Origin of the sequence: Aminiphilus circumscriptus DSM 16581 (assembly GCF_000526375.1) — a bacterium.
In the GTDB taxonomy this organism is placed as follows: Bacteria; Synergistota; Synergistia; order Synergistales; family Aminiphilaceae; genus Aminiphilus; species Aminiphilus circumscriptus.
The window spans coordinates 726,138-740,790 of sequence record NZ_JAFY01000007.1 but is presented as its reverse complement, the minus strand read 5'-3'; the positions used below and the strand labels follow the sequence as shown (position 1 = coordinate 740,790).

The following is a 14,653-nucleotide window of genomic DNA, read 5'->3' as shown; positions in this document are numbered from 1 at the left end:
GGCTTCAATACACTTTCTTCGTCGAGGTTCCGGGATAGTAGTGATCGAGGATCTGGGTACAGGTCCATCCCCTGTCGGCCATGCTTTTCGCCCCCCATTGGGAGAGACCCACCCCGTGTCCCCATCCCCTGCCCTTGAAATGGAACGTTTTCCCCGGCATAGCCGGCGCTTCAGGCACTGGAACGACCGGCAGGGAAGGGCGCTTGCTCCTGGAGAGAGCTTTCTGGACATAGTCCTGTCTTTTCTCCGGATGGAGGAGCATGTCCATGAGTTCTTCCGTGGAAAAAGCCCCTTCTTGCGTAAGGGCGATAACCAGATCCTCTCCCGAGGTGAGGGAACGGTTTGTATCGCTTCCCGTCGGCGGACTCGCCGGAGTAGGCGCGGGAAAAGTGGATGTTGCCGAAGGTACGTCGTTTCCTCGGGGACTGGCGGAAATTTCGAACACGGTACTTCGAAGAACGGTCGGTCCAAGGGCCATGCGGAGCTGATGTGTTGAAACGGACGCTTTGCCGGTCGTGCCCTCTACGAGCAGACGCGGTACTCTTCCTCGGGGATCTTTGTTTTCCGGAATGAGAGAGATGATACTTCCCACATTCACGCCGAGGCTTCTTATGGCATCGGCGAGCTCTCTCTCGCTGAAACTGCTCTCCCAGGATGCATAGGGGGATCCGGAGGCGAACGGTTCCTCCCGCGCCTGAAGGTACTCGTGACTTCCTCCCCAGACACTGGAAACATCCGCAGTGACACCGCCACTGTCGGAATGATACGGAGTCAAAGCAAGCTCACCTCTATAGGTAAGAACCATGCCTTTCGTCACCGAAATGGCCTTGTCGCTTCGAGGATCCTCGGCGTTCACACCTCTGTAGACCTGACAGTGTTGCGTCGCACAAAGATCGAAACCCTGGTCTCTATGTCGTCCGACATGCTTCAGCGCGTAGGTTCGGGCAATGATCGCCTGAGCTTTGAGTGTCTCGAAGGGCCATTGCGGATTGACCTCCATTTTCAGAACTCCTCGGAGATAGCCCTCGACTCCGATCACGTTGATAACATTAACGCCTGATTTGTTTTGAGTAAGACGCAGTGAACCCCGATACGCAGTTTTCTCGAACGTCAACGGAGATTTGCCGGATATGTTCACGGGAAGGGCTAGGGAAGTTTTTCCCACGAGGATCGTTCCCGGTTTGGGTACGGAAAAAACTACGGAACGTGGCACACTGAGCTTTTTGCCGTTTCTGTCCGTCAGAATGAAAGCGCTTCTGGAAGACAGCGTTCCTTGGGTAACGTCCAGAGCGACACCTACGGTGAGCGTTTTTTCCGCCCCTTCGGCGAAAGGAGCGAGGACGACGATAAAGACAAAAGAAGCCACAAGGAGCACGTTTCGGAAGGTGCGATGTGCGTACATCATGGAAGACCTCCACATCATGTTTTCCAGAACAAGTTCATCGTGAAGTTTTGACGCTGCATAGAAATACCCCTATTTCTTCCAGGCAGGAAATGCTTTTCAACGGAACCAGCGCCAAAATATATTAATTCCTACAGTGAGCAGGAGACTTATGATGAGCATTGTCATAAACGGGAATGCGATTGTAATGTTCTTTCGACGGAAAACGAAATCTCCCGGGAGTTTTCCGAAAGGGATCGAACATTTTTCGAAAAGAAGCAAAAGCAGACCGAGAGAAAGCAGAAGAACTCCCGCGACGAGAAAAAGTTTCGCAATCGTATTCACAGACATCATCCCCCTTCCTTTGAGACGTATCTCTCTTCCTCCTCAAGCGTAGCGGCGAAGGAAAGCTGCTCGAACTCCCTTGGTGGATTTTTCCCCAGGTAGGCAAAGGTACCGGACGTCGCTTTTCTTCCGCGGGGAGTGCGCTCCAGGAGTCCCTTCCTAATCAAAAAAGGCTCGTAGATGTCCTCAATGGTTTGGCTTTCCTCATTGAGCGCGGCAGCAAGCGTTGTCAGGCCGACAGGACCTCCGCCGAAGAGTTCGACCAGAGCGCGAAGCAACTTCCGATCTCCTTCATCGAGGCCGAGGTCATCCACACCGAGCATTTCCAAGGCTAGTCTCGACATTGGAAGATCTATGGCCGAGGCGCCGCGTACTTCCGCAACGTCGCGGATCCTTCGGAGGAGGCGTAGGGCGATCCGGGGTGTTCCCCGAGAGCGGCGCCCCATTTCCAGAGCGGCGTTCTCGTCGATGGCAACGCCGAAAGTCCCGGCCGCACGAATGGCAATGGTGGCCAATTCCTCGGGTGTGTAAAGATCAAGTTGCTCGACGATACCGAAACGGCTCCGGAGGGGTGAGGTGAGCAGGCCGAGACGGGTGGTTGCTCCCACAAGAGTGAACGGGGGAAGTTGAAGACGTATGGTACGTGCGAGAGGTCCCTTTCCAACCACGATATCGAGGGCGAAATCCTCCATGCTGGAATAGAGAATTTCTTCCACGGATGGACTGAGTCGGTGAATTTCGTCGATAAAGAGAACGTCTTTCGGCTGCAGGTTGGAGAGGATCGCCGCTAAATCCCCTGCCCTCTCAAGCGCCGGTCCGGTTGTGATGCGCAATTCTCCACCCATTTCCCGGGAGATGATGCCTGCCAGTGTGGTCTTTCCCAAGCCAGGAGGGCCGTAGAAAAGGACGTGGTCGAGCGGTTCACCTCTTTGCCTTGCGGCGGTGACGAAAATGGACAACTTTTGCCGGAGCGCTTCTTGTCCGACAAAATCTCGCAAATTTTTGGGGCGGAGATGGACGAAATCGTCCCCTTCGGTTTGCCGTGGAGGTGTGACGAGACGTTGTGTCTCTTTCGCTGAAGGTCGATCGGGGATGTTTCTCGATTCGAGCGCAGAAAAAGAGGGTTCTTCGGAGGAAAACATACGAGTCGTCACCTCCTTCGCGTGAGGGATTGCAGTGCCGCCTGGAGCAGTTGTTCCTCAGAGTCGGGCGGAACCGTTTTCTTCAAAGCTTCTTGAAGTCCTTCCCGAGACTCGGCAAGAGAGAAGCCAAGAGATTCCAAAGCTTGAAGAACAGCAGCCGCCACTGTGGACTGACCGGAAAGTTCGGGAACAACTATGGTTTGGGAGAGCAAGGGCGTCTTTTTGATCTTCTCTTGCAATTCGAAACAGATGCGTTCTGCTGTCTTTCGCCCGATTCCCGGAGCGGACGCGAGCAAAACCGGCGATCCCGAGAGAATGGCGTGGAGAATTGTCTCCATTTCAAGTGTGCCGAGAAGCCCCATGGCCATCTTTCCGCCGATTCCTTTGACGGAAGTCAACATGTCGAAAAGTTTTCGTTCCTCGGGGGTAGAAAAACCGAAAAGAGAAAGAATGCCTCCCTCTGCGACGGACAGGGACGTGTAAAGACGAAGGTTTCCCCCTCGTTGGGCTCTGGCAAGAACGCTCCTGGAGCAAAGAAGTGCAAAACCGAGGCCGCCCACGTCGAGAACGACGTACTGGTTTTCAATGGAATCGACAATTCCCTGAAGATGTTGCAGCATGGTTTCCTCCGACTTCGGCGTCATTCAAGGTCCGTTTTTGCGAGAGGCTTCGCACTCTGCGGCACCACTTCTTCCGCTGAACGGTGATTTCCCTGTAACGTCTACGGTGATGGAGTTTCTCCACTATTCCAACGCCACAGGGCGATCCCGGCAATCGCCACAGCCAGGGCATCCGCGGCATCATCAGGTTTTGGCGGAGCCGAGAGGCCGAGAAGATACCGAATCATTCCCTGGACCTGCTTCTTCTCGGCATTCCCGTTGCCGCACACGGCGAGTTTCACTTCCGAAGGTTTGGGCTCCACTGTGGGAATACCTGCCTGTGCAGCGGAGAGAAGAACAACTCCTCTGGCCTGCCAGACCATCGCGGCAGTCGTGGTATTGCGGCCGAAGAAGAGCTGTTCCACTGCAACCAAATGGATCGTGCGTTCTTCGAAAATCTTGTGCAATTCTTCATATAACAACAACAAACGTCCCGGAAGAACCGAATGAGGAGGTGTCTCAATGCAACCAAAGCGTTCTACCCTCAGAGTCGAGCGCTCTTGGGCTATTACGCCGAAACCAAGTCTTCCAAGTCCTGGATCGACACCGAGACAGCGAAATTTCACGGATCACTCGTCGAGGGATTCAAGGACATCGTCTGGTATATCCACGTTGCAGGCGACATTCTGTACATCGTCGTGTTCTTCGAGCGCGTCGAGAAGTTTCATAATTTTTGCCGCCATATTCTTTTCCGACACGGAGACTGTGGTCTTGGGAAGAAGCTGAGACTCTGCGTTCGCTACGGGATATCCCTGTTTTTTGAGCGCCTCCGCGACGGTGTGCACCGCTGAGGGATCGGTGTACACCGAGAACGTGTCGCCTTCGTTTGCCAGGTCCTCGCCTCCCGCATCGAGAACGGCGAGAAGCAGTTCGTCCTCGTCCACTCCTCCTTCGATGGTGATGACCCCGCGCCTGGAAAAGTTCCAGGACACGCACCCCGCTTCGCCGAGAGAGCCTCCGTTCCGCGTAAGGAGTGCTCTGATCTCGGGAGTGGTTCGATTCTTGTTGTCCGTTGTGGCTTCAATGATAACGGCAATACCTCCGGGACCGTAGGCTTCATAAAGGACTTCCTCATAAATGGCACCTTCAATCTCCCCGGTGCCTCTCTTGATGGCACGCTCAATGTTCTCGGCGGGGACAGAAACTGCTTTGGCTCGTTCAATAGCGGCTTTCAGACGCATGTTGGCTCCCGGATCTCCACCGCCTTCTTTGGCCGCGATGATAATGGCCTTGACGAGTTTCTGGAAGAGCGCCCCCCGCTTGGAATCCTGTGCTGCCTTCCGGTGTTTGATATTTGCCCATTTCGAATGCCCTGACATAGACTTCACCTCGTGTCATATAAATGAATAAAAACTACAGACCAGTGGTATCGCAGACAGGAGGGACCTTTCGTTTATGCTCCGAACGTGCGTTGGCCTCATTGACGAACGCACGCACTTTCTCACTGCCTTTGCCGGAAAGGATAAACGAATCGAGCTCTTCGTAAGTAACACCCATTTCGCCCTCGTCGGTCTGTCCCGACCACAAACCTGCGGAAGGAGGCTTGTCGATTATTTGAGCGGGAATGCCGAGGTAACGGGCGAGACGGCGGACATCGCCCTTGAGGAGGTCTCCGATGGGAAGGAGATCGACACCGGCATCGCCATACTTGGTGAAGTAACCCACTGTAAGTTCCACCTTGTTCCCCGTGCCGCAGACGAGGTAGTTTCTCGATTGAGCAAGTGAATAGAGCGTGATCATGCGCAACCTGGGCTTGATATTCGCCAGGGCAAGTTCGGGAGAATGTGTTCCCAGATATTGGGAAAGACTGTTCGAAACGGTATCATAGATGGCGCTCAAGTCCACCCGGATCGAGGGAAAACGGAACAATTCCACCATGCGAGCCGCATCGGCCTCGTCGTCAGGAGTGCTGTGGCACGGCATAATCACGGTCAGCATGTCCTCTCCGAAAGCTCGTTGGCAAAGAACGGAAACGACGGCGGAGTCAATGCCACCGCTGAGACCGAGGACGCATCCGCAGGCCTTTGCATCGTTGACAGTCCTGCGGAGCCATTCTACGATATGTCGTTCGAGTCGCGAAAGATCGGGAAAACGTTCAGCACTCATGGCGACTACCACACCTCCGCAGGGGGTCGATTTCGATACGGGGCATATTGTAGCACATCGGAAGGCTCTTCATGATATGCAAGAGAAGGGGAGGTGTGACTTTGGCGCGAGCGTTGCTTTTCGACGGATATGTGGATGAGCCTGCTTGTTTCGGAGTTCCTCCCTATATTTCTCCCTACGTGCGTTATGTCTTTGGTGCATTCGCCGAAGAAGGATGGGAGGTGGAATACATCACCTGCGACCAATGGAGAAAACAGCCCAGAACGGATCTCTGGCGTTCCGCCGACGCGGTCTGTGTGATCTCAGGAATGACGGTTCCCGGACGTTACCGCGGAGGCGTGCCCCTTTCCCTGGACATGCTCCGGAAATTGACAGCCTTGCCGAGAGAGGGGGTTCTTTTCCTTGGTGGTCCCATCAAGGCGGGTTATGCTCTAAGGGGCGGCGAGAACGCCCGCTTGCTCCAAGAGCTTTCCGTAGATTGCATTTGCATGGGGGATCCGGAGGCCACGATTGCTCATTTTGCGAGAACCGGAGAAATCGATCCCTCTCTCACGAGAAGCTACGAGAATTTATTTCCGTGGGCATGTGCCGGAGCGGCTCTTCTTCCCCGCCATCCCTCGTATCCTTGGGTTATGGTGGAAATGGAGCTTTCGAGAGGGTGCGACCGATGTGACGGACGGTGTAGCTTTTGTACCGAAGGATCTGGAATTTCCTATGAGGAGCGGCCTCTGGAACATGTCATCGAGGAGGCGAGGGCGCTCAATCGATGGGGAGCGAAAGCCTTTCGGTTTGGCAGGTGTGCAAATATTCTTGCCTATGGCGGATCGTTTACCGCTTCCGGTGGCAGGCGGCCATCCCCGGAAATACTTCAAACGCTCTACCGGGAATTCCGACAGGTTTGCCCGGGTCTGGAAATCCTTCACACAGACAATGCCAACCCCGCGTCTATTGTAAGCTTTCCCGATGCCGCTGCCGAAGCGATTGCAGCCATTGCAGCGAACAACACCGAGGGTGATGTCCTTTCCTTGGGATTGGAAAGCCTTTCCGAAAGAGTTCGCGGGGCGAACAATCTCAAGGTTGATGAAGAGGGTGCTCTCCTGGCCGTGCGCATCGTCAACGAAGCTGGGGGCTACCGGAAACGCCCCAGGGGACTTCCCTCTCTTTTGCCGGGACTCAATTTTCTCGTAGGACTTGCGGAAGAAAGAGATGAGGATCTCGAACCTAATCAGCGTTTCCTGCGACGACTTCTGGACAGTGCCTATGCGGTGCGTCGCATCAACATTCGTAAGGTCATGGTTTTTCCCGGAACAAAGCTCTCGGAACTCCTCCGCCACTCCCCCTCACGCATCCACGAGAGGGCCTTTCGGAGATGGAAAGAATGGGTGCGGACCGAGGTGGATCCCCTTATGCTCATGCGAGTGGCACCTCAAGGGACGATACTTCGAAACGTAAGGATCGAAGAGCGTCTTGGCCATGTGGGATTCGGCAGAAGTCTGGGAAGCTATCCGCTCTTGGTGGGAATCGTCTGCGACGACGTGAAACCGGATGATGTTCTCGATGTGGCCGTCTGCGATTGGGGGGGGCGCTCACTGACAGCCGTCCCCTATCCGCTTGATATTGAACGGTGTTCGCGCAGCAGCCTTTCCGCTCTCCCAGGTCTTGGAAAGGCAAGGGTTTCCCGCATCCTTGAAGCCAGGCCGGTAGGAGCGATTCGAAACCTCACGATGCTTCTTGACGACCCCCGTGTTGCGGAGGCACTTTTTCCTTATTTTCTCGAAAAATGACCTAGGGACGAGTTTTGCTCTTTCTCGTTGAGAGCGTGTTTGTCCGCGAAAAAGGAACGGAGCGTTTCCTCGAACAATCTTTTATACGTGTCTTTCGGTAATCTTTTATGCTCCGAGACCGTGCCCGTTCTCTCGGATATCAATCATAGGGAATCTCTGAATAAGATTATGCTCTAAAGAGTGTGCAAAAAGTGCTTGCGGAGGGGGATTCAAAAAAAGAAGGTCATGGTGTATGTAGGTTGTCTGCAGCGCACAAGCAACCCGAGCCCTTAGGAGGCGATACACCATGACCGGAAAGAAGCATAGCAGTCGTTTCGCTGGAATGAAAGCCCTTTTCGGGAACGAAACGGACGCCCTGAAGACCCTGATGAAGGAAGTGCTGCAAGAAATCCTTGACGGGGAAATGACGGAACTCCTTGGAGCCGAACGACATGAGCGCAACACAGAACGTACGGGTTATCGGTCAGGCTACTATACCCGAAGTCTGGTCACGCGAATCGGCAAGCTGGAACTGCGGATTCCCAGAGACCGCAACGGAGAATTCTCCACGGCACTGTTCGAGCGTTATCAGCGCAGTGAGAAGGCATTGGTGGCGGCTCTGGCAGAAATGTATGTGCAGGGCGTGTCCACGCGCAAAGTGACGGCGATCACCGAGGAATTGTGCGGACATCGTTTTTCCGCGAGCAGCATCAGCGCCATCAACAAAGGTCTCGATGAAGCCCTGTCTCGTTTTGCGAACCGTCCCCTTGACGAAGAGTACCCGTATTTGATTCTGGATGCCCGCTACGAGAAAGTTCGCGAGAACGGAGTTATCCGTTCCCAGGCGGTACAGATCGCCATCGGAATCAACCGGGAGGGGCAGCGGCAGATCTTGGCGGTGGAATTGGCTCCCCGTGAAACGGCAAGCAGTTGGAAAGAGTTTCTTCTCGGGCTCAAGCTACGGGGTTTGCGCGGTGTCGAATTCGTGGTATCCGACGACCACGCAGGACTTCGTTCGGCCATCGGAGAGACCCTGCTCGAAGCATCTTGGCAGCGTTGCTACGTCCATTTTCTGCGGAATGCTCTGGATCATCTGCCCCGTAAGGCCGATGACGACTGTCTCCAGGAACTCCGCTGGATCTACGACCGCCGGGACATTATGGAGGCCCACCGGGATCTGACGTCCTGGATCACCAAATGGCAGAGGAAATATCCGAAGCTTGTTGACTGGGTGGAGGAGAACATAGAGGAGACGCTGACCTTCTACCGGCTTCCCAGAGCACATCACAAGCATCTGAAGTCAACCAATATGCTGGAACGGCTCAACGAAGAGATCAAGAGAAGGACCCGGGTCGTCCGTATCTTCCCAAACACCGATGCATGTCAGCGCCTGATACGGGCACTGTGCGTCGAAACCCACGAGGCGTGGCTGGAGTCCAGTCGCTACCTCAACATGGACCTGTTGATCGAACACAAAAAGGCACTCTTGGAAAAGTGTGGCTAATCGCCGCAGACGGCCGCCAAACACCATGAAAACCTTTTTGCACAACTTGACGCACACAACTCTGAATTAAAGCTGCGTCAGCCCCGCAGGGCGCCTCGCAGAGCCTGATGTGACCCGAGTCAAGGGAAAGCGAAAGGCCTTTATTCAGAGCTTCCATAGATCAAGGAGTCTACTTCGGGCTCAAGTTCCGATAAAAGTGTATGAAATGCGTTATTCAGAAAGCGTATGCATTAAGAAAGCACCAATGGGAGGTGGAGAAACAATGGAACTCGGATTGAAGGGAAAAGTCGTGCTTGCCATGGCATCGAGTTCTGGTCTCGGGAAAGCGATGGCCAAGGAGTTTGCTTTTGAGGGAGCCAAGGTCGTCCTCTGTGCGACGAACGAGACAAAATTGGAAGCGGCGAGAAAAGAGATACAGGAAACGACGGGGAATAGCGTGCACACAATCCGGTGTGATCTCACCAATGCGAAAGACATTATAAGCGCTGTTGAGGAAACTACGCAGCTTCACGGTACGATTCATGTGCTCGTGAACAACGCAGGCGGGCCGCCTGCCGGAGGATTCGATCTTTTTGACGATGCGGCATGGCAACATGCGTTCGAACTCGATTTTTTGAGCTACGTGAGAACGATACGGGCGGTCTTACCGTTCATGCGAAAACAGCACTGGGGACGCATTGTGAATTCTACATCGAGTTCCGTGAAGCAGGTCATTGACAATCTGATTTTGTCGAATTCCATTCGCCTGAGCGTACTCGGACTCACGAAAACGCTTGCCCAAGAGGTGGGCAAAGATGGAATCCTTGTCAACGTCATTGGACCGGGACGGTTCTCCACGGAGCGGATCGAGTATCTTGACGGCGTTCGGGCGAAAAAGGCCGGTGTTTCTCCCGAGGAAATCCATGCGGCCACATGCAGGGAAATCCCCCTGGGAAGATACGGCAACCCGGAAGAGTATGCGCGTCTTGCTGTTTTTCTCTGTTCGGAAGCAAACACGTATATTACAGGTCAGACCATTCTTGCTGACGGAGGCATGGTGAAAGCGGTGTAACGCTTCTCTGCTTCGGAGATGCCGTTGCGCGACGCTCTTCCGTAATGATTTTGCAGGCAGACTTTTTCGTCCTTGGATTGTCAAGTCAAACGCAACGGAAGTGGAGCCAGCTCTGGATAAGACCTTTGGCTTTCCCTTGACTCAGGTCGCATCAGGCTCTGCAAGGCGCCCTGCGGGGCTGACGCAGCCTTATTCAGAGATTTCCAAGGTTTTTTGTTCTTCTCTTCGCTTTGTTGGGTTTCGGAAACCAGAAAAAACTTTGTAGCACTGAAGTAAAGAGAGTGCTTCGGTTTTTCAACGCCCCAAGCGGTTTCTGACATCGTTAAGAAAAACTTCCTTGTCTTTCTCGGATTCCACCAGGTTCATTCTTTCGCTGTCCACCACGAGAAGGGAAGGAATCTTGGAGTTTTTTTCAAGCGAGTATAGCAATTTTTCATAACTTTCGTGAAGTGTGCTCCAATACTCCTCTCCAGCTCCGAGTTCGCTTGCCACGTTGCGCAAGCGGAGGCGACGCATGGTCTCGTCGAAAGAGCATCTCGTGAAGACAAGGAGCTTGGGGAGTTTGATGTAGCTGAGAAGGAAATCGAAAAGACTCACATACATTTGGTATTGGCTCTCCGGGAAAAAGCGAAGGTTGAAGTACAGAGAGGCGTAAACCCTGTCGCCGAAAATGCTGCGATCGAGAATGGCGTTTTCACTCTCCGACGCGATCAGATAATGGGCAAAGCGCGTAGTGAGAAAATTGAGCTGCATGGGAAAAGCCCAGCGGCGGTCTCTGCTGAAACGCCCCATGAGGTCGAAATGGTCTTTTGCCTGTTCCTGCATGATTTCCAAGCCAAGCGCATCGGAGAGAAGACGTACTGCAGTGGATTTTCCACTTGCGGTCATGCCTTCCACAACTATCTGTACCTGTCCCATTTTTCTCGCATCCCTTCTCTCATTGTCTCTTGCTCTTTCAGGAGCTTTTTCACTCTCGAACATTGAGGCATTTCGTGAAATTTTTCAGAAGAGATAAAAGGCATTAAAAAGCATGTCTAATTAATTAAAAAAGAAACAATTCTACAGTTTTTCTCGACAACGGGTGGTTCGATATGTACTTTTGTTTATGGAAGCTCTGAATAAAGGCCTTTCTCTTGACTCGGGTCGCATCAGGCTCTGCGAGGCCCCCTGCGGGGCTGACGCAGCCTTATTCAGAGATTCCTTATGCCAAAAAAAAGAAGAAATGAAGAGGCCTGAACAATTGAGCTGAGCTTTTCTTGCGAAAAATATCATAAAAATTTAGGTTTTACTTCTCGAAATCTATCTCCAAGAAGGGTCTTTTCTTGCCACAGGACTTGCATATTCCGTTTTCTTTTGTTTTTCTTCGCACAGCACCTAGAGAAAAAGACACGAAAAGATGAGAAATGTATTTCTGTGAAGCAAATGTAGTTTTCAAGACAGAGCACGAGCTTTTTCTTCGGTGGCTCTTTGATGTGGTTGTTATTTCGAGGAGAAGATCCGCCAAGAGACAAGCCCAACCTGTTGCACGACTTGCTCTCGCCATTATCGGGGAAAAGTGACGAAAGGGGAAGCAGAAGAATGGGGCAGACTGTACGATTCGGCGTATCCATGACGGAAGATCTTTTGACCGAACTGGACGATTGGATTGCCCGAAAAGGATATCCCAATAGGTCAGAGGCCATTCGCCAAATAGTTCGTGCATTTGTTAGCGAGGCAAAATGGGAGCAGGGCATTGGTAATGTGTGCGGTGCCTTCACGGTGATCTACAACCACCACAACCACGACGTCGCTCACGAACTTACCCATCTTCAGCATAAATTCGGTGACATTATTGTCTGTACCACCCATGTGCACATGGATGAGGCGCGCTGCCTCGAGGTCGTTATTCTTAAAGGAGATGTAAATCAGATAAAGACATTTCTTGAGGCTGCAGCTGGGTTTAAATCTCTCGCGAGCGTGTCTCCCTCTTTTGTCTCGATTTGACAATAAAAAACGAGCGACCAACGGTCGCTGCGTCAGACACCTCACCCGCTGGAACAGGAACCGGACTGCTGTTTTTTTCGTGTGCGCTCGCCTTCAAGGAGAATGAGCACACGCTCTCGGCAATGCGGACATTTGGACGTGGAGGCAGTGCTCTCTTCGAAAACATATCCGCAAGACGCGCAGCGAAATTTCCTTGCCTCGGTCATAAACTCACCTCTCTTCTTCAGGAAATGTCGATGTTGCGTAAATTTTTCACGAGGTTTCCAGGAGAAACCACAACAACACCCCCGGGATTGAATTATACCCCAGGGGTGCATATTGGATCAAGGATTTGTTTCGGAGGCTCTGGTTTTTTCAGATGTTGCCGATGGTTGCGACCATAACGGCCTTAATCGTGTGCAGCCGATTCTCCGCCTCGTCGAAAACTTTCGATGCCGCGGATTCGAACACGTCCTCGGTAACTTCGTTTCCCTTCACTGCAGGAAGGCAATGGAGAAAGATTGTGTCGCTTCTGCCCGTCGATGCCATAAGTTCCGCATTGATCTGATAGCTTCCGAGAAGTGCCTTCCGCTCGGCGAGTTTGTCCTCCTCGCCCATGGAGGCCCATACATCTGTATACAGTGCATGAGCACCCGCGACGGCTTTTTTTGCGTTTGTCTCAAATTCAAGCACCGCTCCCGTCTGGGCCGCAATACCGCGACATTCTTCAATAAGTCCTTTCTCGGGGAAAAGGCTTTCCGGTGCCGCAATCGTAAAGTGTATCCCCATTTTCGCAGATCCGATCATGAGAGAGTTTCCCATATTATTGCGCCCATCTCCGCAATACACGAGCTTAAGTCCTTTCAAGCAGCCGAAGTTTTCCTGAAGGGTGAGAAAATCAGCAAGGATCTGGGTAGGATGGTATCTATCGGTGAGGCCGTTCCACACGGGAACGCCCGCAAAGGCAGCAAGTTCCTCCACGACGGATTGTTTAAAACCGCGGAATTCGATTCCGTCGAACATGCGCCCCAGCACCCGTGCCGTATCTTTTACATCTTCCTTGTGGCCGAGCTGGATATCGTTTTTCCCGAGGTATTCGGGGTGTGCTCCTTCGTCAATGCAGGCGACAGTGAAAGCACAACGCGTTCTCGTGGAGGGTTTCTCAAAAATGAGAGCGATATTTTTCCCCTTCAGCAATTCTCCACGGATCCCCGCTCGTTTCTTCGCCTTGAGGTCTGCGGAGAGTGTGAGCAAATAGGCGATCTCCTGGGACGTGAAGTCTTTCAACGTCAAAAAACTGCGCCCCTTCAGGTTTTGTGGCATGAGACATCTCCTCCTCGTTTTCGATCTCATTTCTGTATTTGCCCCGAGGGAGAATTGAGAGAATTTCCCACGAGACGGAAGTGTTCCTTAGGAGTTTTTCAACTCTTCTCGGAGCAGCGGCATACTCATGCAGCGAGGCCCCCCTCGCCCTCGTCCGAGTTCGGCGCCTCGGATTTCGAGAACCTTGATGCCGTGTTCCCGGAGGCACTGATTGGAGACAACATTTCTTCTATACGTCACTACTTTTCCTGGGGCGATAGACAACGTATTGGTACCGTCGTTCCATTGGTCCCTCGCGGCAGCCACGGGATCGCCTCCACCGGTTTCGATGAAGCGGATATTCTCGAGGTGCAAAGTGCGCTTCAGTGCTTCTCCGAGATCGTCAAAGCGAGTGATTTCCGCGAGGTTGCCTCCTGCATCATAGGTAAGTTTCCAGACGCCGAGGACGTTGCGGATGCCGGGGTAGATCGTGAAGGCATCTCGATCGACCATGGTGAATACCGTGTCCAGGTGCATATAGGTCCTGGCTTTGGGAATATCCACTGCAAGGATGTTTTTGATACCCACCCGTTGGGCAAGGCGCCGCCCCACGATCTGTGCCGCTCCCGGGCTCGTTCTCTGGCTCAGGCCGATGGCAACGGTATCCTCGGAAAGGACCAGGACATCTCCGCCCTCAATATTGTATGGGTAGGTATCGGTGGTTTCACCGCCGAAAATCATGGTGATTCCTTTAAAGTACGGATGGTGTTCGAAGATGTATCGTGCGTAAAGTGGTTCGCGTCGACGGGCGCTGAACGTCATGACGCTGATGATGACCCCATCGCGAACAAAGACATAGGGATCCCGCTGAAAGTAAAGGTTCGGGAGAGGGCGAATGAAGAAATCGTTGGCATTTGCAACACGGAGAACGAGGCTGTTCAGATCTCCCAGAAGTGCTTGGGTCTCTTTTTTCGTGATTCCCGCGATGAGAATCTCTGCCAGGTCTGAACCGGGCATTTCCATGAGGAAACGTTTTAGCGCTTCGCTCAAGGGGACATCTAGTGCTTCAAGCGCCAACACTTCATCAAGGAGTGCGGAACGGACTTCTTCGTCGCGAAGAATTTGAGCGAGGCAGTTCTTGAAATAGACGACCTCCACGCCGTCATCGCGCAGCATCTCGGCGAATGCGTCGTGTTCCTTCTGGGCCTCTTCAACCCAGAGAATATCGTCGAAGAGGAGATCGTCCTTGTTGTCGATGGTAAGCCGCTCGAGTTCTTTTCCAGGTCTGTGGAGCATCACTCTCTTCAGACGTGCCACTTCGGAGTCGACGAAAAAGGGGCGGTTTTCACTCTCCATCGCATGTGCCTCCCCGAAATAAACTCTATTTTTGTGTCAGTTTACAAGATGTGTTATAGCACATTTCGATCTGTCTGCCAAT

The 14,653-nt window shown here is 52.8% G+C and carries 14 protein-coding genes; 4 read left to right on the top strand and 10 right to left on the bottom strand.

The genetic code is table 11. The features are described 5' to 3' along the window. Nucleotides 1–4: 4 nt before the first annotated feature. From K349_RS0114365 to nadE, 7 genes are all read right to left on the bottom strand, one after another. Nucleotides 5–1,405 carry a SpoIID/LytB domain-containing protein gene (locus tag K349_RS0114365; protein WP_169731359.1) on the bottom strand — a complete coding sequence of 467 codons (1,401 nt, stop codon included), beginning with the start codon at nucleotides 1,403–1,405 and terminating at the stop codon, nucleotides 5–7. Between the two features lie 96 nt (nucleotides 1,406–1,501). Beyond that, nucleotides 1,502–1,732, bottom strand: a complete 231-nt coding sequence (locus tag K349_RS0114360) for a DUF2905 domain-containing protein (RefSeq protein WP_034265774.1) — start codon at nucleotides 1,730–1,732, stop codon at nucleotides 1,502–1,504. Then, complete coding sequence (gene ruvB / locus K349_RS0114355) at nucleotides 1,732–2,868, bottom strand: Holliday junction branch migration DNA helicase RuvB (protein WP_029166451.1); 1,137 nt, start codon at nucleotides 2,866–2,868, stop codon at nucleotides 1,732–1,734. The genes K349_RS0114360 and ruvB overlap by 1 nt, the downstream gene beginning before the upstream one ends. Before the next feature lie 8 nt (nucleotides 2,869–2,876). Further along, entirely contained in the window at nucleotides 2,877–3,488 is a 612-nt protein-coding gene (gene ruvA / locus K349_RS0114350; RefSeq protein ID WP_029166450.1) for a Holliday junction branch migration protein RuvA, read from the bottom strand. A gap of 101 nt (nucleotides 3,489–3,589) precedes the next feature. Then, nucleotides 3,590–4,093, bottom strand: coding sequence for a crossover junction endodeoxyribonuclease RuvC (gene ruvC / locus K349_RS0114345; RefSeq protein ID WP_029166449.1), 504 nt, complete (start codon nucleotides 4,091–4,093; stop codon nucleotides 3,590–3,592). 3 nt (nucleotides 4,094–4,096) lie between these two features. Next, complete coding sequence (locus tag K349_RS0114340; RefSeq protein ID WP_029166448.1) at nucleotides 4,097–4,846, bottom strand: YebC/PmpR family DNA-binding transcriptional regulator; 750 nt, start codon at nucleotides 4,844–4,846, stop codon at nucleotides 4,097–4,099. A 34-nt stretch (nucleotides 4,847–4,880) separates the two neighbouring features. Beyond that, the gene (nadE, locus tag K349_RS0114335; protein ID WP_029166447.1) at nucleotides 4,881–5,633 is read right to left on the bottom strand and encodes an NAD(+) synthase; all 753 of its coding nucleotides are present in this window, start codon (nucleotides 5,631–5,633) and stop codon (nucleotides 4,881–4,883) included. A 101-nt stretch (nucleotides 5,634–5,734) separates the two neighbouring features. Between nadE and K349_RS0114330 the strand changes: the two genes are divergently transcribed. The 3 genes from K349_RS0114330 (at nucleotide 5,735) to K349_RS0114320 (ending at nucleotide 9,951) form a co-directional block, all read left to right on the top strand. Next, entirely contained in the window at nucleotides 5,735–7,417 is a 1,683-nt protein-coding gene (locus tag K349_RS0114330) for a radical SAM protein (RefSeq protein WP_029166446.1), read from the top strand. Between the two features lie 322 nt (nucleotides 7,418–7,739). After that, on the top strand, nucleotides 7,740–8,900 hold the full coding sequence (locus K349_RS0114325) for an IS256 family transposase (protein WP_420834450.1): 1,161 nt from the start codon (nucleotides 7,740–7,742) through the stop codon (nucleotides 8,898–8,900). Nucleotides 8,901–9,009: 109 nt separating this feature from the next. Then, on the top strand, nucleotides 9,010–9,951 hold the full coding sequence (locus K349_RS0114320; protein WP_338022325.1) for an SDR family oxidoreductase: 942 nt from the start codon (nucleotides 9,010–9,012) through the stop codon (nucleotides 9,949–9,951). Between the two features lie 294 nt (nucleotides 9,952–10,245). Here K349_RS0114320 and K349_RS0114315 read toward each other — a convergent pair whose 3' ends face one another. Further along, the gene (locus tag K349_RS0114315) at nucleotides 10,246–10,869 is read right to left on the bottom strand and encodes a deoxynucleoside kinase (RefSeq protein ID WP_029166444.1); all 624 of its coding nucleotides are present in this window, start codon (nucleotides 10,867–10,869) and stop codon (nucleotides 10,246–10,248) included. Nucleotides 10,870–11,529: 660 nt separating this feature from the next. Between K349_RS0114315 and nikR the strand changes: the two genes are divergently transcribed. Further along, the gene (gene nikR / locus K349_RS0114310; protein ID WP_029166443.1) at nucleotides 11,530–11,934 is read left to right on the top strand and encodes a nickel-responsive transcriptional regulator NikR; all 405 of its coding nucleotides are present in this window, start codon (nucleotides 11,530–11,532) and stop codon (nucleotides 11,932–11,934) included. 354 nt (nucleotides 11,935–12,288) lie between these two features. Here nikR and argF read toward each other — a convergent pair whose 3' ends face one another. Continuing rightward, nucleotides 12,289–13,236 (bottom strand): ornithine carbamoyltransferase, encoded by a 948-nt coding sequence (argF, locus tag K349_RS0114300; protein WP_029166442.1) that lies wholly within the window; start codon nucleotides 13,234–13,236, stop codon nucleotides 12,289–12,291. An 87-nt stretch (nucleotides 13,237–13,323) separates the two neighbouring features. Next, nucleotides 13,324–14,571, bottom strand: a complete 1,248-nt coding sequence (locus K349_RS0114295; RefSeq protein ID WP_029166441.1) for an arginine deiminase — start codon at nucleotides 14,569–14,571, stop codon at nucleotides 13,324–13,326. Nucleotides 14,572–14,653: the final 82 nt, after the last annotated feature.

What these genes read in the sequence shown, in the direction of transcription:
- K349_RS0114295 (WP_029166441.1), bottom strand. Translation starts at nt 14,571, where the DNA reads ATGGAGAGTGAAAACCGCCCCTTTTTCGTCGACTCCGAAGTGGCACGT.
- ruvA (WP_029166450.1), bottom strand. Translation starts at nt 3,488, where the DNA reads ATGCTGCAACATCTTCAGGGAATTGTCGATTCCATTGAAAACCAGTAC.
- nikR (WP_029166443.1), top strand. Translation starts at nt 11,530, where the DNA reads ATGGGGCAGACTGTACGATTCGGCGTATCCATGACGGAAGATCTTTTG.
- K349_RS0114360 (WP_034265774.1), bottom strand. Translation starts at nt 1,732, where the DNA reads ATGTCTGTGAATACGATTGCGAAACTTTTTCTCGTCGCGGGAGTTCTT.
- K349_RS0114325 (WP_420834450.1), top strand. Translation starts at nt 7,740, where the DNA reads ATGAAAGCCCTTTTCGGGAACGAAACGGACGCCCTGAAGACCCTGATG.
- nadE (WP_029166447.1), bottom strand. Translation starts at nt 5,633, where the DNA reads ATGAGTGCTGAACGTTTTCCCGATCTTTCGCGACTCGAACGACATATC.
- ruvB (WP_029166451.1), bottom strand. Translation starts at nt 2,868, where the DNA reads ATGTTTTCCTCCGAAGAACCCTCTTTTTCTGCGCTCGAATCGAGAAAC.
- argF (WP_029166442.1), bottom strand. Translation starts at nt 13,236, where the DNA reads ATGCCACAAAACCTGAAGGGGCGCAGTTTTTTGACGTTGAAAGACTTC.
- K349_RS0114340 (WP_029166448.1), bottom strand. Translation starts at nt 4,846, where the DNA reads ATGTCAGGGCATTCGAAATGGGCAAATATCAAACACCGGAAGGCAGCA.
- K349_RS0114365 (WP_169731359.1), bottom strand. Translation starts at nt 1,405, where the DNA reads ATGATGTACGCACATCGCACCTTCCGAAACGTGCTCCTTGTGGCTTCT.
- K349_RS0114315 (WP_029166444.1), bottom strand. Translation starts at nt 10,869, where the DNA reads ATGGGACAGGTACAGATAGTTGTGGAAGGCATGACCGCAAGTGGAAAA.